Below are 18365 nucleotides of genomic sequence, written 5' to 3'. Positions count from 1 at the left end.
ACTGGTCGAAAAGATGGCTCTCGGCTGAAGAGGGTTTGCGACGGCGCAAAATCCGAATATTGGGCGATCGTAGTGGCGCTCGAACAATCTCAATCGGTATCCAGGTGAGGGTTATCGCGGACAGAGCCACTGCAATTGCGAATGCATTCAGCCCCCCTCCGCAGATAACGTCAGAGGAGAGTTCGCTTTCTTCGTCACCAGAAGTACACACGGCCCGGTCATCAAAAGACTTCAAGTAGAGCGGCCTACCCTCCTCATTTAGGCAGCTCTGTTGGATAACTCCACTGGTAGCCAAAACGCCTCGAACGGGGAAGTTGAAGCCCGTAGTATCCAGGCCACCGGCTCGCGTACCTGGCACTGTGCGACCTGGTTTGCTCGGAGCGCTCTGCGTACGCTTGCGCCATGCCAACATTTGAAGCATTGCCTCCATCTCCGGTCGGCGTGACACGTTCATGGTCGAGTCAGATAACACCTGTGCGCTTGTTGTATCCGGCTGCTGCACATGTGACCTGGACTGAGCCTGCAAGTGGGAGCGGAAATCGGCTCCATCGGTAGGAACTCGCATTTTGCTTTCTGAAGTAGGCAACACGGTTGGAGCTGGCGGTACCGCAGAAATACCGGTCATAAGAGCACCTCATACCAGAGCTGATGTCATCACTCACTCCGATGCTCCTGGCGTTGCTATGCACTACCAGAACGGAACGGCGCTACCTCGACCTGCCTGCCCCATGGGGGCAAGAGTGGCTAGTAGCGCGGGTGAGATGGGGAGTTAACGCGCATCCAAGAGAAAACTGATTCGGCCGTAAGCGTCAGGAGCGGTTTCTGCATCGAATGTCTATTGTTTAGGTTTTTTGCCTCATCAGATCCCACTGAACCAGTTGTATCCCTGGTCTTCCCAATACCCGCCCGGGTTGTCGTTGCTCACGAAAATCTCGACAACATGCTTGGGGTTTTTGAAGCCTAACTTGGTGGGTACTCGAACCCTGAGCGGGTAGCCGTATTCGGGCGGCAACGCGACGTCAGCGTAATCCAGCGCCAGCAGTGTTTGTGGGTGCAAGGCAGTTGGCATGTCCAGACTGGAGTAATAACGATCAGCACATTTGAAACCGACAAACTTCGCTGTGGTGTCGGCCCCGATGTGTTCCAGGAAGGTTTTGAGCGGTACTCCTCCCCATTGCCCTATGGCGCTCCAGCCTTCAACACAGATCAAACGGGTGATATCGCTACGTTGCGGCAGTTTGCGTAAGCTTTCGAGTGTCCAGGGGGCCTTGTCCCTGATCCGGCCGGAGACGGCGAGCGAGTAACTTGCCAAGTCCACCTCTGGGATGTCGTCCTGACCATAGAATGCGTTGAACGGAAATGGCGTGGTGATCTGCGCCCTTGTGAAGGTTGGCGCCAGTTTCCGTCCGCTGAACAGCCAGGCCTGGACCCGATCGTTCCAGCGCGACATGGCCCAAAGGACCTTGTCGACCTGATCGCCGTCCTGCAGGTTGCAACCGGTCAGCATCGACATCGCGCCCACGGTCAAGCCGGCACGAAGAAAATGGCGGCGCTGAATGTTCTCAAGTTCAAGCTGTTGCACAGGTTCAAGCCTGACGCGCTGAAGAGTTTTTTTTCTGGGTTCAGTCATGGCCATTTTCCCCGGTATCAAGAGACCGCACTCCACCCGTAATCATTGGCAGCAGGGTTTTCGGTACCAAAATCACCAAGGCCAGATGAATCACGACGAATGCAGCAATCATCGCCATCGCCCCGAAATGTACATAACGAGCAACGTCATAGCCGCCCAGCAGCGCGACCAACTCTTGCAGTTGAATGGGTTTCCAGATCGCCACGCCCGAGATCACGACGAGTGCGCCTGCCGCCAGCACCATCCAGTACATCAGACGCTGCACCGCGTTATAGACGCCCTTTTCATGCACCAGCCGTAAGCGCAAAGCGTCCGTCAAATCATGCTTCAACGCGGCTAGCCCGATGGGCAGCAACTCACGTTTGAAATGCCGACTGGCGAACCCGTACAGCAGATAAATTGAGCCGTTGATCAGCAGCAGCCACATGAATGCGAAATGCCAGGCCAGCGCCCCGCCCAACCAACCGCCCACGGTCACCGCTGCCGGAAACCTGAAGCCGAACAGCGGCGAGGCGTTGTAAATGGCCCAACCGCTCATGAACATGCAGACCATACAAACGGCGTTGAGCCAGTGGGTAAGGCGAACCGGCCAGGGATGAAGCTTTTTCTGTCTCACGTGTTTCCCCTTGGAAGCCATCCATGTAGCGGAGCGTTGCCAGACGACAGCGCCCCTGCCTTTTCAGGTAATTACATCGGTGGTTGGAAGCCATCCTTGCCAACCGCGATGCCGCGCGCGGTGGTTCCATCTGCGGCCGGGAACACGACAATTTTCGTACCTTTGACCAGTTCATCGGCTTTGCCTGGCTCGACGTAGGCGATTGGCACATCATCCGGTACGACGATTTGTTTCTCGCCGCCCTTGTAGTTGACGGTCAATGTGCGGCCGTCAGCTTTGGACAGTTTCCCCACGGTACCGTTGGTCATGGTGCCTGTGCTGCCATCCGCATTCTGCCAGCCGTAATGACCTTCGCCGCTGCCCTTGAGGCTGGCGTCGAATACCGTGACCTCCAGCGCCTTCAATGTTCCGTTGGCCTGCGGGATGGCCGCCGAGCCAATGAAGCTGTCGGATTTGATCGAGTCGATATTGGCCTTCGATACCCGGTTGATACCGGTCTTGTCTGTCAGTCCGATCGTCTGCTGGGCGCCGGAGCGGACAGTGAATGTCAGCGTGTTGTTGCTGACGCTCTCCACCGTACCGCGCAACGGTTTGATGACCGGCATGTCGGCCGCGGTGGCAATGACGGCAGCACTGAGCATCAACAAACCGAATGTGGTAGACAGGGCGTGTTTGAGTTGCATGGCGACGATTCCTCATGGGTTGATGTGCCGCCATCCTCGACCGCAGACCGGGACGTCACGATGACCGCCGAATGACATTTTTGTCATTCGCCAACCCTGCCCTTGAATGACAGAAATGTAACCGACTGCGCCGGCTCATCTCGTTACACTGCACAGCCGAGATACCGATGTCGCGGGCTGAATCCCGTCATGAAGAGACCCGAGCGCGCCTCACGATGCATATCCTGCTGATCGAAGATGACACCAAAACAGGTGAGTACCTCAAAAAGGGGCTCGGCGAGTCCGGTTACAACGTCGACTGGACCCAGCATGGTGCCGACGGCCTGCACATGGCCTTGCATACGCGCTACGACCTGATCGTGCTGGACGTCATGTTGCCCGGGATTGACGGGTTTCAGATCATTGAGCTCTTGCGCGCCAGACAAGACGTCCCCGTGCTGTTCCTCACCGCTCGCGACCAGTTGCATGACCGCATTCGCGGTCTGGAACTGGGCGCCGATGATTACCTGGTCAAACCTTTTTCGTTTACCGAACTGCTGTTACGCATCCGCACCATTTTGCGTCGCGGTGTAGTGCGCGAAGCCGACCATTTCCACCTCGCCGACCTGGAGCTGGACCTGGTGCGGCGCCGCGTTACACGCCAACAGCAGGTGATTGTGCTGACCAACAAGGAATTCGCCCTGCTGCATCTGTTTCTGCGTCGGGCAGGCGATGTGCTGTCCAGGACACAGATCGCTTCGGAAGTCTGGGACATGAATTTCGACAGCGATACCAACGTGGTGGACGTAGCGGTCAAGCGTCTGCGCAACAAAGTCGACCAGCCGTATTCGATCAAACTGATCCATACCATTCGTGGTATCGGCTATGTCTGCGAGGTGAGGCCATGCGGTCCCGACGCCAACCCTCTCTGACCCTGCGATCGACCGTGGCGTTTTCCATGGTAGCGATGCTGGCCGTGGCCGGTGCGGGTGCTTATCTGTATCAGACGATGAAAGCCTCGGTATTGGTATACAGCGATCATGCGGTCATGGGCCGTCTGGAGCACTTTCGCAAGCTGCTGCATTACGAGCTCGCCATCGAAAAGCTGCGCGACAGCCCGCAGATTTTCAAGAACATGCTCGACAGCGAAGACGACATCTTCATCATTGAAGAGCCGGGGCAGCCACCGGTAATCCAGGTCAACCCACTCAACGTCACGCTGCCTGGACTGCCGGTGATCGGCCAGGATACAAAGCTGAGCGTCAGTGACCTGCGCAGCGGCGTGACTGACTCGGGGACAATGCTGCGCGCCGCGACCGTCGTCACGACGTCGGGTGGACGTGAAGTCCGACTGACCGCCGCGCACCTCATGGGCAAGGAAATGGCTATGCTCGCGGCGTATCGCGAGCGTATCTACCTGGCCGTTGCCCTGGCCTTTCTGGCAACCGCGTTGCTGGGTTACCTGGTACTGCGTCGAGGGCTGCGCCCGTTGCGCAAAATGGCCGCCCATGCGGCAGCCATAACGCCCGAGCGTCTGCACAGCCGCATGGACAGCGCCGATACGCCGGTTGAACTGCAACAGCTGAGTGACGCCTATAACGCGATGCTCGATCGCCTTGCCCAGGGTTATCAGCGGTTGACGCAGTTTTCCGCCGACCTTGCCCATGAAATCCGCACGCCGGTGGGATCGCTGATGGGGCATTGCCAGGTCGCCCTTCGCCAACGCCGCAGCGAGGATGACTATCAGGCACTGATCGCTTCGAACCTTGAAGAGCTCGAACGGATCTCGCGCATCGTCGAAAGCATTCTGTTCCTTGCGCGCGCCGATGAAGCGCAAGCAGTGGTGGAGCGCCAAAAGCTATCGCTGCATGACGAATCACAGCGCATTGCCGAATATTTTGAAGGCTTGGCCGAAGAGCGGCAAATGAGCTTCCAGATAACAGGCGATGGCAACGTGCTCGCCGACCCCTTGCTGCTGCGCAGAGCCTTGAGCAACCTGGTAGCAAACGCAATTCGCTACGCCTACGAAGGCACCGATATTCTGATGCGGGTAATGGAAACCCACGGCGGTGCCCGGATTGAGGTGGAGAACCAAGGGCCTGTGCTGAGTGACGAAACCTTGGGCAAACTCTTCGACCGCTTTTACCGTGGCGATGCGTCTCGCCACCAAAACTCCGACTCTTACGGCCTTGGCCTCGCCATCGTCGTGGCAATCATGCAACTGCATGGGGGGCACGTGCGTGTCGAACAGCCGAAACCCGGAACTATCCGTTTTTCGCTGTCATTCCCTGCAGCTTGAACGACATCAGCGGGCAGCGTTTGTCGTTCGCGCCTTCACTGAACATCATGCAAGCACGTTATCCCTTTGAAAGCGTGCTCCGGCTCTGATGTTGCTCCACTGCGTACTTTTCATCACCCGATATGGGTACCCAATCTTTCAACGGTGTCAGGAAATGCAGTTCAAAACGACGTGACAAGAACGCCCATTTTCCGTCCCGACGTTCAAACCTGTCGTGGTACAACCCGCTGACTTGCACCGGGCCTTTTTCAATGTCATGGAACAGGCAATCCGCAGCTACCGTACCTACCGCGCTGTCACCCTCGATTTGGATCAGCGGATTGGCCATCCAGTGGTGCATATGTGGCATCTGGCGCCAGCTGTTTTGCGCCATAACCAGGATTTCGTCACGGTTTCCGGCCTTGCCGAAACCCGGTAGATCCAGTGTCGATTCTTCGTGCCAGATTGCGCTCAGGAGCGACGCGTCGACGCGGTCGAAGGCATTGGCGTAGGCGCTGATCAGCGACTCGATGGCGGCGCGACTTTCCAGGGCGTCCAGTCGGGTGGTCAGTTCTTCAATGTTCATGATGAGGTTTCCTGCTGAGGCTTCGCAAAAGCGCTGAAAGCAACCCTCTGAGAGGGCTGCGCTACGGTTGAGCGAGTGTTCAGATCTGCGACAGGCCGCCGTCGACCATCAGTTCCACACCGTTGACATATTTCGCATCGGCGGATGCAAGGAACAGTGCCGACGAGGCGATTTCTTCAGGTTGGGCCATATACCCCAGCGGAGTGATCTGCTCGACATGCTGGCGCAGCGCGGCAATGTCGCTTTCGCTCATCTTCAAGCCGTTATCCATCAGAGGGGTGCGGGTGAAGCCTGGGCTCAGGACATTCGCTCGAATCTTGCGACCTTTCAGTTCGTTGGCCCAAGTTCTTGCGAAAGACCGCACCGCAGCCTTGGATGCGTTGTAGAGGCTCAGTCCTTCCATCCCATTGCTGGAGCAGATAGAAGCCGTCAGCACGATCGAAGCGCCATTTTTCAACAAAGGCATCAACGTTTGCACAGTAAAAAAGACGCCCTTCACGTTAATGTCGAACATGTTGAAGTAAGCCGCCTCAGTGGTCTCGCCCAGCGGGTTTTTTTCGCAAATACCCGCGTTGGCAAACACTGAGTCCAACTGATCGTTGCGGGCCTCGATCGTCGCCTTGAGCTTATCCAGATCAGCCTGGCGCGCGACATCGGAAGTGACCGCGATCGCTCTATCGCCCAGCTTGGCCACCGCCGCTTTCAGCGTGGCTGCAGAACGCCCAGTGATGTAAACACGTCTGGCCCCCTCGGCAATCAAGCCCTGCGCAATCGCAAACCCGATCCCGGTGGATGCGCCGGTGACGACCGCAACCTGATTAGCGAATTTACCTGACATATCTGACTCCTCAGTCTCGGTTGTGTGGATCGACTGAAACCACAGTGCGGCCATTTTGAGAGGAGTCAGGAGCTGAGCGGCACTGCCATAAATGAACATTGGCCGTTCAATTATGTGAGGCGTAAGCGAAGGTTTGATCGTTTAGATTGGAGCCAGCTGATTCAGAGCATGACCCGCAATCGAGAATATTCTGGAACCGAATGGTTTCAGACAGGAGACCCTATGCCTCAGAAAAAAGTCGCCCCACCAGAACCGCGGCGCTGGTTGATGTTCGCCATCTTATTGGTCGGTGCGTTTTTACCGCCTCTGGATTTTTTCATCGTGAACGTGGCGCTGCCCTCGATTCAGCAATCGCTGGGCACGGCCTCATCCGCCGAACAGTTGATCATCTCCTCGTATGCGACGCTTTATGCCGTGACACTGATTACCGGCGGACGGCTTGGTGACATCTACGGTCGCATGAGAATGTTTTTCCTTGGCCTGGTTGGTTTCGCAGTTGCCTCACTGATCTGCGGCGTCGCCGAGTCACCTTGGGTGTTAATCGCCGGACGTTCGCTGCAAGGCGTGACGGCAGCCGTCATGGCGCCCCAGGCACTCGCTTCGGCGCAGGCTATATTTCCCGAGTCCGAAAAGCCCTTGGCGCTGAGTCTCTATGGCGCGGTCTTTGGACTGGCGTCGGTAGTCGGCCAGGCACTTGGCGGGATATTGATATCGCTCAACCTGATGGGCTTGGGGTGGCGGGCGATATTTCTGGTTAATTTGCCGATTGCGTTGCTGGTCATCCTGATCGCAATTCCCGTGGTCAGGGAAACCCGCGCACAACATACAAGCAAGCTGGATCTGGGCGGAACGGTACTGTCCATGGTGACGCTTGGGGCTCTGATCGTTCCATTGATCGAAGGGCGTGAGGCGGGCTGGCCTTTGTGGGCCTGGCTGTCGCTTGCGGCGGTGCCGCTGCTGGCCTGGCTGTTCTGGCACTACGAAGCCCGTTTGCACCAAGCGCAAGGCGCACCGTTGCTCAATCCCGCCGTACTGCGCACGCCTGGGCTGGGCCGGGCACTGCTCGTCGCCCTGACCTTTTACGCGATCGGCGTGTTTTTCTTGCTGTTTTCCATTTATTTACAGGGAGCGCTGCATACGAGCCCACTCAATGCAGGCCTCGTCTTCCTTCCTTTCGGCGCGGGTTTTTTGCTGGGACCACTCTCCACCCCTCAATTCAGGCGTTTTCTGGGGGCATACGTCAATCCGGTCGGGATGGGACTTGAAGTGTTGGGATTCGTGCTCCTGGCCTGGCTCGTGGCGCACACACCGATGGCCGTCACGCCCCCTGCGCTGCCCCTCGCCGTCATCCTTTTTCTGATCGGTTTCGGACAAGGACTGGCCCTCCCGACATTGATGCGCATGATCACAGGACGCGTGGCGCCCGCGTATTCCGGCATGATTGCGGGCATTGCCAGTTCCACCCTGCAAATCAGCACGTCACTGAGCGTGGCGATAATAGGCGGCATTTTCTACACCCTTCTGGGCACGGATACAGACGTGGCGGCCATCACCCACGCCTTCACCGTTTCCATATTCTGCATCGCGGCATGCCTGGCCTTGGGCGCGGGACTCAGCCTTACCCTGGCGCGCCAACCTGCTGCGCAATTGCAAACGGCAGCCATGCGCCCGGCAGAGTGAGTCAACTGCCTTCCTGCGAGCCGATCATGCTCGAGGCAAGGTCGGCAAGGGCGCGAAGGCTGTCCATCCGCCGCATGTCCTGGTGATAACCCATCCATATGTCGCGACCCGGTGGCGGTTCATGCGGATCAATCAGCCGCAGCGCCGTTAACTGGTCGCCCAGGACGCGGGGCAATACGGCGACACCCTGCCCTTGCGCGCACATTTGCGCCTGGACTGTGCGGCTGCTACTGGTGAACACAGTACGGGCCAGAGGGTAACGCTGCTGCAGCCACTGCACATCGGGATAATGAGACTGGGCAACACTCATGGTAATCAAACCAACCCCGTCGCCCTGTGGCGCGGGGTCAGGAAATCCGACGGCTGCGTATAACCCATAGCTCAGGGTAGTCAGCTTGCGGTGAACGATATCGGGTTCGGTGAAAGGCACGATCCGAAACGCGATGTCGGCGTCGCGACGAGCAAGGTCAAACAATCGATGCCCCGCGATGACCTCGGGCACGATCAGCGGATAACGTCGCCCCAGTTCGTTCAGGACCGGGGCCAGCACGTAACAGGCGAACCAGTCAGCGGAAGAAATGCGCAACACACCTTCTGGCTGTGCGCTGTCCCCCGCAAGGCGCCTTTCGATTGCCAACGCACTTTGCTCCATTTCCTGCGCCAGGCTGAGCAGCTTTTCTCCGCTGTCGGTCAGCACCAGACCTTGGGTGGTGCGAAGAAAAATGGGCTGGCCACTGGACTGTTCAAGCACCTGCAAGCGCCGCCCCACGGTCGGATGGCTAACACCCAACTGCTTGGCGGCAGCGCCCAATGACCCGCTGCGGGCAATCGCGAGAAAGACCCGCACGTCACTCCAGTCCATGCTCTACCCCGAACAAAAATGAACAGTGAGAGTGCAGCAATGGCACTGCCGTAGCAATCCCGGGCCCGACATACTTCTCCGCATACACCTTCGTCGAAACACCAACCGGGGACTGCAAATGAAGATTGGCTTTATCGGTGTGGGAAGCATGGCCAGAGCGATCATTCCGTTGCTCATCCGGGCCGGCCATCACGTATCGGCGTGGAACCGTAGTCACGCTGCGGTTATGGATCTGGAAGGAGTAAGCGTTCTCGAATCCCCGTCCTCGGCATTTCAGCAGGAGGTCGTCATCAACATGCTTGCCGATGATGCCGCCGTCAGGGAGGTGTTGCTATCCAGCGCAGCCCTGGAAAAAGCAGACAGGGCTTGCGTTCATATCGTGATGTCGACCTTGTCGCCTTCGCTCATGGTGGAGTTGCAGGGCGTGCATGATGCAATCGGCATTGAATTGATCGCGGCGCCAGTTTTCGGCGTGCCTGCCGTGGCGGCAAATGGCGAGTTGAATATCCTGGCGGCCGGATCGCAGGGAGCGATCTCGACGGTCCAACCGCTGTTTGACCTGCTCGGGAAAAAGACCTGGTACCTGGGCGATCAACCTGAACAGGCGTGTATCGCGAAGATCGCCGGCAACATGATGATCACTCAAGCCATCCAGTCGCTGGGCGAAGCAACCGAACTCGTTCAACGCCATGGTCTGAGCCCCTCGATTTTCGTCGCCCTCATGACCCAGACACTGTTCGCCTGCTCTACTTATCAGCGCTATGGGCAGAACATCGTGAACGGACGTTTTGAACCGGGTTTCAAACTGTCTCTTGGCCTCAAGGATATAAATCTGGCTATTGATGCGGCACGTCTCAAGAGCCTGGAATTGCCTGCAGCCGATGCCGCGCGATCGAAAATGACGTCGGCAGTAACCCGGGGATACGGGCTCAAGGACTGGTCGGTTTTCGCTACGCAGACAGTTATCCGATCAACCGATCACGCCCAGCAACCCTGGCGAACCGCACCGATAAAACGCTCGCGCCGTGGCAACTTCTGGGTGACCGGAGCCCGCGTTACCCATAACGGTAAAAGCTACCAAAAGGGGCCGATGTACGTAGCCTGGGAATCCCCTGAGCACATCACTCAGCCCTATCCCGTGGTGCTGGTGCACGGTGGCACGCTGCAAGGCACTGAATGGCTGGATACACCCGATGGTCGTCCGGGCTGGGCCCAGCGGTTCGTCGAAGCAGGCTTCGTAGTCTTTCGCGTCGACAGGCCCGGCCACGGGCGATCGCCGTATCACCCCGACATCATGGGGCCGGTGGGGCCAGCGTTCTCCTATGAGCGCGCCCGCGAAGTCTACTTTCCAGAGGGAGGTGGAGAAACGCAATGGCCGTTTGAGCCAGATGACGAAGCGGCGTTTGACGCCTTCATAGCAGCTTACGGCCCCATGCCGGCTGACCTTGCGGCCTCGCAGACCCTGGACGCGGATCGACTGGCCGAACTGCTCGACAGAATCGGCAAGGCCATCATCGTTACACACTCCGCTTCCGGGCCCAGTGGCTGGTTGGTCGCCGATCGTCGACCCGACCTGATCGCAGGGATTGTGGCGGTGGAGCCTATGGGTCCGGTATTTGGCCACACGCCGGGTATAGGCAGCCTCGACTGGGGCCTGACCGCCGCCCCTCTGACCTTTGATCCACCTCGCAAAACGCCGGAGCAAGTCCGCACAGCAGAACCATCAACCCTGAAAATCCCCGGATTGCAGGGTGTTCCGGTAGCGCTGTTGACAGGTGAGACATCAGCGTTTGCTTCTTACGCATCCAGCATCGTCCCTTTCCTGCGAAATGCGGGTGCCAACATTCAACACCTGGATCTACCGGCACTGGGCATCCACGGCAACGGCCACGGATTGATCTATGAACGCAATTCAGATTCGGCTTTCAAGGTAGTCGCGCAGTGGCTGGAAAAATCGTTGAGCATGCCCGATCCCGCGTAGAGCGCCTGGTCAGGCTCTCCGTCCCTCCCAACTAGACGCCCGGGAATCGCTGATAAATCGCAGACAGCTCGATAAGAGAAGCGACTGAATAAGCCCCTTCCTTCGACCGATTCCTGCAAGGCAATTAGACAACCAAGACGAGCAGAACCGCATGAAATGGCCAACGATCGATCAAATTCGCAGTTTCACTGTTTTACCCTCTGGCTACACATGGGATTACCTGAAACGCAAGGAGATCGATGTAGCAATAATTTTTTTCCAGACGTGGTTTCCCTCCATTACGGTGGGGTTAGGGAGCCTTTTTCTGAACCAGCAATTTTATGAAGACAACGTGGTGCTCGAAGACGACTGAGTTATCGACCTGAAAAAACCGGCCTAGAGCCAAGTCAAAATGCCCTCTTCGGGGATCCAGATAGCCTGTAACGGCTCTCGCCCGTATTAAAAACTCTTTACTAACAGAAGGTTATAGGGATTTTCAGTCCGCCGCCGCATTCTTTTCACTCTCGCCGCAGGAGAGTGTGGGGAGCAATGCCGAATGCCTTGCGAAAGGCGTGGCTGAAATGAGAGAAGTCGGAGAAACCGAAATCCAGCGCCGCCTGAGAAATACTGCGGACTTGACCACGCTCAATCGCGTCGCGGCTCGCGAGCAATCGCGCCTTCCAGATTTCCGCGACCGGCGATTTCTGATGACGAGCGAAAGCACGCGTAACAGTGCGCGTGGAGACATGGTGAGCTTGAGCAATGCGTTCGAGCGACAGGTCCGCCTCGGTCAAATATTGGCGGATGTAATTCATGATCCGACCATACAGGTCCAACTCGTCATGAGTCTGCTTTAAATCCTGGAGTTCCAGGCTGACCACCAGAAGGTCGAGCAACGTGCTGGAGTAACGACTGGATACTCCTGTGTTCTGGAAGCCTAATGGCATACTCGCAGCCTGGCGTAGCATCTCGCGTAACGGAATCACCCCTGGACGACGATCATCCAGAACCACAGCGGTGCAATCTGCTATGCCGGGCAACCGCTGGCTGAGCAGTTGTCGCGGAATGCGGACAAGGTGATTGTCCGTACCACCGAAGCTGAATCTGAACGGCTGGGATGCGTCATAAAGAAACAGATCGTCCGCCGTCAGCTTCGTCCGTCGGTCAGCTTGCTCCAGTTCGCCATAACCGCTCCTGGTAAAGCCCAACCACAAATCGTCGTTAGGATCACTGCGTAAGTGCTGGGCGGACCGCTCCCAATAGTGCAAGGGTGCGGACAACGTGCAGATGTCCAATACGCCCATGCTATGTACCTCCAGCGCCCCGTCAAAATCGCTCTGCGCCAGCAGTTTGCTGTCTGCGTCGAGGCAGTGGTGACAAACCACTTCCTTCCAGTAATCGAACCGCAGGGGTGCCGTAACGGCAAGGGTTGAATACTGACATGGCTGACTCATTGCATTCACCTCGCGGCGGCGGTTCAACAAAAAAGCGTGGTAACGTTTTTTGCGAGCCAAGCAATTAGCAGGCCATCTCCATAGCCTGATTCCCGCTGCCAGACACCGTGGAAGATAGCCACCTGCGAACTCGGCTGGAGTTACATAGGTAGATCCCTCCAACACTCCCCATGCCACCTCTCGGGGCGCTCGTCCCCTTATTTCACAAGCCCCGCACCATTGCTGCGCGCTGATATGCCGGCCTTTTCTACCTGTCCTTCTTAACCAAACGGTTGTCCATTCGAGCCAAGCACGTTTCATCTCCCCTGGATAATTTTTACTCCACGCCGTGTCCCTACAAGCACGAATGATGAGGTGTCTCATGCATCCACGAGAACAGCAGCGACTGTCCGATTCATCCTGGTTTTTACAGCGATGGGACATGGCACCCGAAGAGTTTGCCACTTACCTGCTACAGCTCGGGACCTTGGCGCTGCAACGCCGATGGAGTGGTACCCACCGCAAAACACCAACATCCACTGGGATGTAGAACAGAAAACCGTCCGTTTGAGACGGAAATAAAGGAGCCCCCATGGAATCTGCAATCGATAAACATCTCAAATGTCCCCGGACTTTGTCCCGTCGTGTTCACGACGATTACAAGCCACCCTTCCCGATGTTTGTTGGGCGAGCTGACGAAAACGTGAAGCAAGTTGTGATGGCCTACCTCGGGGTGCAATTTCGCGACGAACAACGCGCCGCCGCCCTGCAGGCCATGCGCTACATTGACGCCAGCTTTGCCCTCGCCGATGGCCCTGGGAATCACGACCTGACCTACCACCTCGACAATCAGGGTTATGGAAACTTCATCGCCGTGGGCTACTGGCGTGATCCCGCCACCTATCACCGTTGGTTACTTTCAGCGCCTGTAGCCGACTGGTGGGGTGACGAGGCACGCCTGAGCGAGGGACTGGGGTATTTCCGCGAGGTCATCGCACCGCGCGCCGATCAGTTCGAGACGTTGTATGCATTCAAGGAAGATTTGCCAGGTGTCGGTGCGGTCATGGACGGCATTAGTGGCGAGGTCGAAGAGCACGGCTACTGGGGTTCGGCACGCGACCGATTTGCCATATCACAGACCGATTGGATGCAACCGACCGGCGAACTACAAGTGATTTCCGGGGACCCGGCCAAGGGCGGCAAGGTCGTGATACGCGGCCACGACAACCTGACGCTGATCCGTTCTGGACAGGACTGGGTCGAAGCCGGCGAGGAAGAGCGCGCGCTGTACTTCACCGAAATGCTCCCCCCTCTACAAGACGGCATGAACTTCCTGCGTGACGAGGGCCAGGCGTTGGGCTGCTACAGCAATCGCTTCGTACGCAATGTCGACCTGGATGGCAATCTGCTCGACATCGCCTATGACATCGGTCACTGGCGATCACTCGACAAACTGGAACGCTGGGCAGAATCCCATCCCACTCACTTGCGTATTTTCACCACGTTCTTTCGCGTGATCGGGGGCCTTTCGAAGCTGCGGCTGTATCACGAGGTCTCGGTAGCGGACGGTAGCCAGCAACTGTTCGAGTACATCAACTGCCATCCGCAGACCGGGATGATGCGCGACGCGCAAGTGTCGCCCACCTGATTCCATCGCTGACTCCACTTTTAGCCCTGCGCGTCGCCTGATTGGCGCCTGCGGGGCTCTTTTTGCCCGAAAAAAGGATCTTCGATCATGAAACAGTTCCGCTACCTGTCGCTTGCAGCCCTCCTCCCCTGCCTTTCCTCCCACGCTCTCGAGGTGGATCCTGGCGATTACGAGCCGCTCCCCGTTGGGGCGACCATTGGCGTGGTCTACTACCAGCACGCCACCACGGACAATGCCTACTCCCAGGGGCACAAGACCAGTTCCGATTTCAACCTGACTTCCGATATCGGCATTCTGCGTCTGCTGCACGTCTACCAGTTGAGCGAGCGGCTGACCATCGAGCCGCAATTCCTGTTGCCCTTCGGTCATGTCTCAGGCGGTGGTGACGCTTCTGGTTTAGGCGACGCCAGCGGCATCGGCGACCTCATTCTTACAGCGCCACTCAAGTACCGTCTCAACGACGCCAATGACACCCTCGGTGCGACTGCTTACTTGTACGTGCCTACTGGCGACTATGACAAAGACGACGCCCTCAACCTTGGCGAGAACCGTTGGAAGGTTGATCTCCAGGCCGCTTACGTCAAGCACTTCTCGGACAAGTGGGCCATCGACCTCGTAGGTGACGCCATCTGGTACGCAGACAACAACGACTTCGGCGCCAGCTCCGCCCGTCGGGAGCAGGACGTTTCCTACGGCGCTCAGTTGATGGGGCGCTACATGCCCGACGAGACAACTGCGCTGGCTATCGGCTTCGGCCACAGTTGGGGCGGGGAAAACCAGGTCGATGGTGTCAACCAGGACGACAAGACGGAAACCACCAACGTCCGCGTCACGGCCAGAAAGTTTTTCACCGCCAAGGACCAAATCCAAGTGCAACTGGGACGCGACCTTGCGGTGGAGAACGGCCCCAAGGAGGACTTTCGCATGAACCTGCGCTACGTGCGGGTTTTCTAGATCCGCCCGCCTCCACCAACCGTTGTCCTTATCAACCAAGCGTGTGCCCAACGACGAATTCGACTTGGATCCGTCGCAAGACTTCACATCCCGTAGCAACCGTGCCAACGCGACAGTTGGCTAATGAGATGACCCTCACTCGAAACGGAGAAACCAGGCAATGACCGACCAGCAACCCTCCATGGAAAAACAACCCTCCCTCTATACCCGTCTTGGTGGCTATGACGCTATCTATCAGTTCGCAGGCGCAGTGTTGAGAAAAACAATGGGACACCCCGCCATCGGGCACATCTGGGCCCATATGTCGGAATCAACGTTCCAAAAGGAGCACATCAATTTTGTCGATTTCCTTTCCGAGCACTGGGGTGGAAGCGCCAAATACAGGGGCAGAGACATGGTCACCGCGCATCGCGGAATGGGTCTGACCGAGGTGCATTGGCAAGCCGTGCTCGATTGTCTCGAGGCGTGCTACGACGACTACGGTCTGGCCCCGGATCTGCGCAAGGAGGTCAATGACTTCCTCATCAAGTTCAAACCGGCGGTGATCGGGAGCCCCTCCTATCGGGACGTCGTACTCGCGCACCCGGAAATGGACCCAGCCAAAGGCATGAAGAGCGTTGGGGTTTTCTGGCCGAAACCCGGGAAGTCCTCGCAGAAACAGACCACGCCTGAATCCGAAAACTGACACGCTCGTCAAAACCTGAGCCACACCAATGGGGGCGCATCCATGGGGTGTCCCCCATGCTGCCGAGGCTCGCTCTGGCAGCCGACGGTTACCGCGGTGTGGCTAAAAAAACACGGGCACCCGCGTCCCGCTCAACCAAGCGAATGTCCTCCTCAACCAAGCACCGCTCAATTTGCGGAGATAGCTTGATACCAGCCCCGGCCGCGACTTCGTCAATAGTGCACGCCGCGCCCGGGCATCCCGAGATGACGTTTGAACAAACATTGCCACCCTACGGGTTGGCACAGGAAACAGGACACCCCATGGCCATCATCCGCCCGACTCTCGAACAAGTGCAGGATCTCGCCAGCCGCCTGCACATACAGCTGACACCCGAGCAAGCCAGCGAATACCTGGCACTTATGCAACCCAGTTTTGATGCCTATGATCTCGTCGATGAGTTGCCAGACTTCATCCCTCCAGTGCGCTATGAGCGCAGCTCTGGTTATCGCCCTTCAAGCACGGATAATCCGCTAAACGCCTGGTACTACAGAACGGAGGTGATGGGTGCCAGTTCGGGCAAACTTGCTGGCAAGACGGTAGCGCTCAAAGACAATATCTCTCTGGCCGGTGTCCCCATGATGAACGGTGCCGCACCACTGGAGGGTTTCGTACCGTCGTTCGATGCCACCGTGGTGACGCGTTTGCTCGACGCTGGGGCAACCATCCTTGGCAAAGCCACTTGTGAGCATTACTGCCTCTCCGGTGGTAGCCACACCTCGGACCCGGCTCCTGTGCACAACCCTTATCGCCATGGTTTCACCACCGGCGGCTCCTCTTCTGGCAGCGCGGCGCTTGTGGCGTCGGGCGAGGTCGACCTGGCTGTCGGTGGAGACCAGGGCGGCTCCATCCGCATTCCGGCAGCATGGTGCGGCATTTACGGAATGAAGCCCACCTTCGGTCTGGTGCCCTATACCGGCGTCATGGCGATCGAGTCCACTTTCGACCATGTCGGCCCCATGACGAGCAACGTGCGCGATAACGCTCTCATGCTGGAAGTGATGGCCGGAGCCGACGGGCTCGACCCTCGCCAGAGCGCCCCCAAGGTCGATGCCTATTGCGATTATTTGGAGCGAGGCGTGATCGGACTCAGGATCGGGGTTCTCCAGGAAGGCTTCCAACTCGCAAACCAAGATCCACGTATCGCAGAAAAGGTGCGCAGCGCTATCGCCCGACTCGAGGCGTTGGGCGCGCGGGTCGAGGAGGTCTCGGTTCCCGAACACACCCTGGCGGGATCGTTGTGGAGCCCAATCGGCTGTGAAGGCCTGACCATGCAAATGATGCATGGCAACGGAGCGGGTTTTAACTGGAAGGGGCTTTACGACGTGGGCCTGCTGGACAAACAGGCCGGTTGGCGCGATCAGGCGAACGCATTGTCCCCGTCACTCAAGCTCTGCATGTTCGTGGGCCAGTTCGGTCTGGAGCGCTACAACGGTCGCTACTACGCCAAGGCCCAGAACATTGCGCGCTTTGCCCGAGCTGCCTATGACAAGGCGTTGAACACCTATGACCTGCTCGTCATGCCAACCGTACCAATCACCGCTCAGCCGCTGCCGGAACCGGGGTCTTCAATCACCGAGACCGTCACTCGTGCGTTGGAGATGTTAGGCAACACGGCCGCTCAGGACGTTACCGGGCACCCCGCCATGTCGATCCCTTGTGGCCTGGTGGACGGACTGCCCGTAGGGCTGATGTTTGTCGCAAGACATTATGCCGAAGGCACCCTCTACCAAGCCGCAGCTGCATTCGAGGCCTCTGTCGATTGGCGGACGTTGTAAACCTGCGCATCGCATTGGCGAACAAACACCGGCAAGTAGCACTGAAAGTAAGTACCAACTTCAGAGGAGCCAATACATGAGCCATACGCACGAACATCATCACCATCACGACCACACCGAGCCACCCGAGACCATCGCCTTGCGTGTCAAGGCGCTCGAATCCCTGTTAATAGAAAAAGGCCTGGTCGACCCAACCGCCATGGATGCTCTGGTGGACACTTACCAACACAAGGTCGGCCCGCGCAACGGCGCTCAGGTGATCGCCAAGGCCTGGTCCGATCCCGAATACAAACATCGGCTGCTGGACGATGCCACGGCGGCCATTGCCGAACTGGGTTTTTCCGGCGTGCAGGGCGAAGACATGGTGGTGGTGGAGAACACCGCGACCGTGCACAACGTGACGGTCTGCACGCTGTGCTCCTGCTACCCCTGGCCGACCCTGGGCCTGCCCCCAGCCTGGTACAAATCCGCGCCCTATCGCTCACGGATAGTCATCGATCCGCGCAGTGTGCTGGCCGAATTCGGTTTGCTTATTCCCAATGACAAGGAAGTTCGCGTCTGGGACAGCAGTGCTGAGCTGCGCTACCTGGTACTGCCGGAACGTCCGGCTGGCACTGACGGCTGGAGCGAGGAACGACTGGTCGAGCTGGTGACGCGGGACGCCATGATCGGCACCGGCCTGCCCAAGACGCCGGGCGACGAAGCCTGACCCCGAG

17 protein-coding genes are annotated in these 18365 nt (G+C 57.9%); 10 read left to right on the top strand and 7 right to left on the bottom strand.

The genetic code is table 11. From position 1 onward, the window contains the following. Positions 1–859: 859 nt before the first annotated feature. From PBDP_RS14735 to PBDP_RS14725, 3 genes are all read right to left on the bottom strand, one after another. Complete coding sequence (locus PBDP_RS14735; RefSeq protein ID WP_109755475.1) at positions 860–1630, bottom strand: molybdopterin-dependent oxidoreductase; 771 nt, start codon at positions 1628–1630, stop codon at positions 860–862. Then, a complete protein-coding gene (locus tag PBDP_RS14730) occupies positions 1623–2246 on the bottom strand; it encodes a cytochrome b/b6 domain-containing protein (protein ID WP_212802452.1) in 624 nt (207 codons plus the stop codon). Before PBDP_RS14730 ends, PBDP_RS14735 begins: the two co-directional genes overlap by 8 nt. A gap of 71 nt (positions 2247–2317) precedes the next feature. After that, positions 2318–2929, bottom strand: a complete 612-nt coding sequence (locus PBDP_RS14725; RefSeq protein WP_109755454.1) for a hypothetical protein — start codon at positions 2927–2929, stop codon at positions 2318–2320. Positions 2930–3144: 215 nt separating this feature from the next. Here PBDP_RS14725 and PBDP_RS14720 point away from each other — a divergent pair, with 215 nt between their 5' ends. Then, positions 3145–3840 carry a heavy metal response regulator transcription factor gene (locus tag PBDP_RS14720; RefSeq protein WP_109755453.1) on the top strand — a complete coding sequence of 232 codons (696 nt, stop codon included), beginning with the start codon at positions 3145–3147 and terminating at the stop codon, positions 3838–3840. Beyond that, positions 3813–5207 carry a heavy metal sensor histidine kinase gene (locus tag PBDP_RS14715; protein ID WP_212802451.1) on the top strand — a complete coding sequence of 465 codons (1395 nt, stop codon included), beginning with the start codon at positions 3813–3815 and terminating at the stop codon, positions 5205–5207. The genes PBDP_RS14720 and PBDP_RS14715 overlap by 28 nt, the downstream gene beginning before the upstream one ends. Positions 5208–5265: 58 nt before the next feature. On the opposite strand, the gene PBDP_RS14710 is transcribed toward PBDP_RS14715, so the two are convergent. Together PBDP_RS14710 and PBDP_RS14705 are read right to left on the bottom strand one after the other, a co-directional pair. Continuing rightward, positions 5266–5772 carry a nuclear transport factor 2 family protein gene (locus PBDP_RS14710; protein WP_109755451.1) on the bottom strand — a complete coding sequence of 169 codons (507 nt, stop codon included), beginning with the start codon at positions 5770–5772 and terminating at the stop codon, positions 5266–5268. Positions 5773–5851: 79 nt separating this feature from the next. Beyond that, positions 5852–6610 carry an SDR family oxidoreductase gene (locus PBDP_RS14705; protein ID WP_212802450.1) on the bottom strand — a complete coding sequence of 253 codons (759 nt, stop codon included), beginning with the start codon at positions 6608–6610 and terminating at the stop codon, positions 5852–5854. 222 nt (positions 6611–6832) lie between these two features. On the opposite strand from PBDP_RS14705, the gene PBDP_RS14700 reads away from it, so the two are divergent. Then, a complete protein-coding gene (locus PBDP_RS14700; protein WP_212802449.1) occupies positions 6833–8290 on the top strand; it encodes an MFS transporter in 1458 nt (485 codons plus the stop codon). Between the two features lies 1 nt (position 8291). Here the strand turns inward: PBDP_RS14700 and PBDP_RS14695 are convergent, their stop codons facing one another. Further along, a complete protein-coding gene (locus tag PBDP_RS14695) occupies positions 8292–9152 on the bottom strand; it encodes a LysR family transcriptional regulator (protein WP_212802448.1) in 861 nt (286 codons plus the stop codon). Between the two features lie 118 nt (positions 9153–9270). On the opposite strand from PBDP_RS14695, the gene PBDP_RS29920 reads away from it, so the two are divergent. Both PBDP_RS29920 and PBDP_RS14685 read left to right on the top strand, forming a co-directional pair. Then, the gene (locus tag PBDP_RS29920; protein ID WP_239548638.1) at positions 9271–11133 is read left to right on the top strand and encodes an NAD(P)-binding domain-containing protein; all 1863 of its coding nucleotides are present in this window, start codon (positions 9271–9273) and stop codon (positions 11131–11133) included. A gap of 151 nt (positions 11134–11284) precedes the next feature. Continuing rightward, positions 11285–11485, top strand: coding sequence for a hypothetical protein (locus PBDP_RS14685; protein WP_212802447.1), 201 nt, complete (start codon positions 11285–11287; stop codon positions 11483–11485). 145 nt (positions 11486–11630) lie between these two features. On the opposite strand, the gene PBDP_RS14680 is transcribed toward PBDP_RS14685, so the two are convergent. Continuing rightward, positions 11631–12566, bottom strand: coding sequence for an AraC-like ligand-binding domain-containing protein (locus PBDP_RS14680; RefSeq protein ID WP_109755448.1), 936 nt, complete (start codon positions 12564–12566; stop codon positions 11631–11633). Positions 12567–13137: 571 nt separating this feature from the next. Here PBDP_RS14680 and oxdA point away from each other — a divergent pair. The 5 genes from oxdA (at position 13138) to nthA (ending at position 18358) form a co-directional block, all read left to right on the top strand. Continuing rightward, positions 13138–14193, top strand: coding sequence for an aliphatic aldoxime dehydratase (gene oxdA / locus PBDP_RS14675; RefSeq protein ID WP_109755447.1), 1056 nt, complete (start codon positions 13138–13140; stop codon positions 14191–14193). 87 nt (positions 14194–14280) lie between these two features. Next, positions 14281–15147, top strand: a complete 867-nt coding sequence (locus tag PBDP_RS14670) for a transporter (RefSeq protein ID WP_109755446.1) — start codon at positions 14281–14283, stop codon at positions 15145–15147. Between the two features lie 160 nt (positions 15148–15307). Next, the gene (locus PBDP_RS14665; protein ID WP_025569551.1) at positions 15308–15832 is read left to right on the top strand and encodes a group I truncated hemoglobin; all 525 of its coding nucleotides are present in this window, start codon (positions 15308–15310) and stop codon (positions 15830–15832) included. Between the two features lie 302 nt (positions 15833–16134). Continuing rightward, positions 16135–17649, top strand: a complete 1515-nt coding sequence (locus PBDP_RS14660) for an amidase (protein ID WP_109755444.1) — start codon at positions 16135–16137, stop codon at positions 17647–17649. 76 nt (positions 17650–17725) lie between these two features. After that, positions 17726–18358 carry a nitrile hydratase subunit alpha gene (gene nthA / locus PBDP_RS14655; protein ID WP_109755443.1) on the top strand — a complete coding sequence of 211 codons (633 nt, stop codon included), beginning with the start codon at positions 17726–17728 and terminating at the stop codon, positions 18356–18358. The last annotated feature ends 7 nt before the right edge of the window (positions 18359–18365 follow it).

The sequence above is a fragment of the Pseudomonas sp. St290 genome (genome assembly GCF_018325805.1).
Classification (GTDB): domain Bacteria; phylum Pseudomonadota; class Gammaproteobacteria; order Pseudomonadales; family Pseudomonadaceae; genus Aquipseudomonas; species Aquipseudomonas bijieensis.
This window is presented reverse-complemented; position numbering and strand designations above follow the sequence as displayed.

Excerpts from the sequence above, each read along its gene's own strand:
- PBDP_RS14695 (WP_212802448.1), bottom strand. The coding sequence starts at position 9,152 with ATGGACTGGAGTGACGTGCGGGTCTTTCTCGCGATTGCCCGCAGCGGG.
- PBDP_RS14660 (WP_109755444.1), top strand. The coding sequence starts at position 16,135 with ATGGCCATCATCCGCCCGACTCTCGAACAAGTGCAGGATCTCGCCAGC.
- PBDP_RS14725 (WP_109755454.1), bottom strand. The coding sequence starts at position 2,929 with ATGCAACTCAAACACGCCCTGTCTACCACATTCGGTTTGTTGATGCTC.
- PBDP_RS29920 (WP_239548638.1), top strand. The coding sequence starts at position 9,271 with ATGAAGATTGGCTTTATCGGTGTGGGAAGCATGGCCAGAGCGATCATT.
- PBDP_RS14680 (WP_109755448.1), bottom strand. The coding sequence starts at position 12,566 with ATGAGTCAGCCATGTCAGTATTCAACCCTTGCCGTTACGGCACCCCTG.
- oxdA (WP_109755447.1), top strand. The coding sequence starts at position 13,138 with ATGGAATCTGCAATCGATAAACATCTCAAATGTCCCCGGACTTTGTCC.
- PBDP_RS14670 (WP_109755446.1), top strand. The coding sequence starts at position 14,281 with ATGAAACAGTTCCGCTACCTGTCGCTTGCAGCCCTCCTCCCCTGCCTT.
- PBDP_RS14715 (WP_212802451.1), top strand. The coding sequence starts at position 3,813 with ATGCGGTCCCGACGCCAACCCTCTCTGACCCTGCGATCGACCGTGGCG.
- PBDP_RS14710 (WP_109755451.1), bottom strand. The coding sequence starts at position 5,772 with ATGAACATTGAAGAACTGACCACCCGACTGGACGCCCTGGAAAGTCGC.
- PBDP_RS14735 (WP_109755475.1), bottom strand. The coding sequence starts at position 1,630 with ATGACTGAACCCAGAAAAAAAACTCTTCAGCGCGTCAGGCTTGAACCT.
- PBDP_RS14705 (WP_212802450.1), bottom strand. The coding sequence starts at position 6,610 with ATGTCAGGTAAATTCGCTAATCAGGTTGCGGTCGTCACCGGCGCATCC.
- PBDP_RS14700 (WP_212802449.1), top strand. The coding sequence starts at position 6,833 with ATGCCTCAGAAAAAAGTCGCCCCACCAGAACCGCGGCGCTGGTTGATG.
- PBDP_RS14720 (WP_109755453.1), top strand. The coding sequence starts at position 3,145 with ATGCATATCCTGCTGATCGAAGATGACACCAAAACAGGTGAGTACCTC.
- PBDP_RS14665 (WP_025569551.1), top strand. The coding sequence starts at position 15,308 with ATGACCGACCAGCAACCCTCCATGGAAAAACAACCCTCCCTCTATACC.
- PBDP_RS14685 (WP_212802447.1), top strand. The coding sequence starts at position 11,285 with ATGAAATGGCCAACGATCGATCAAATTCGCAGTTTCACTGTTTTACCC.
- nthA (WP_109755443.1), top strand. The coding sequence starts at position 17,726 with ATGAGCCATACGCACGAACATCATCACCATCACGACCACACCGAGCCA.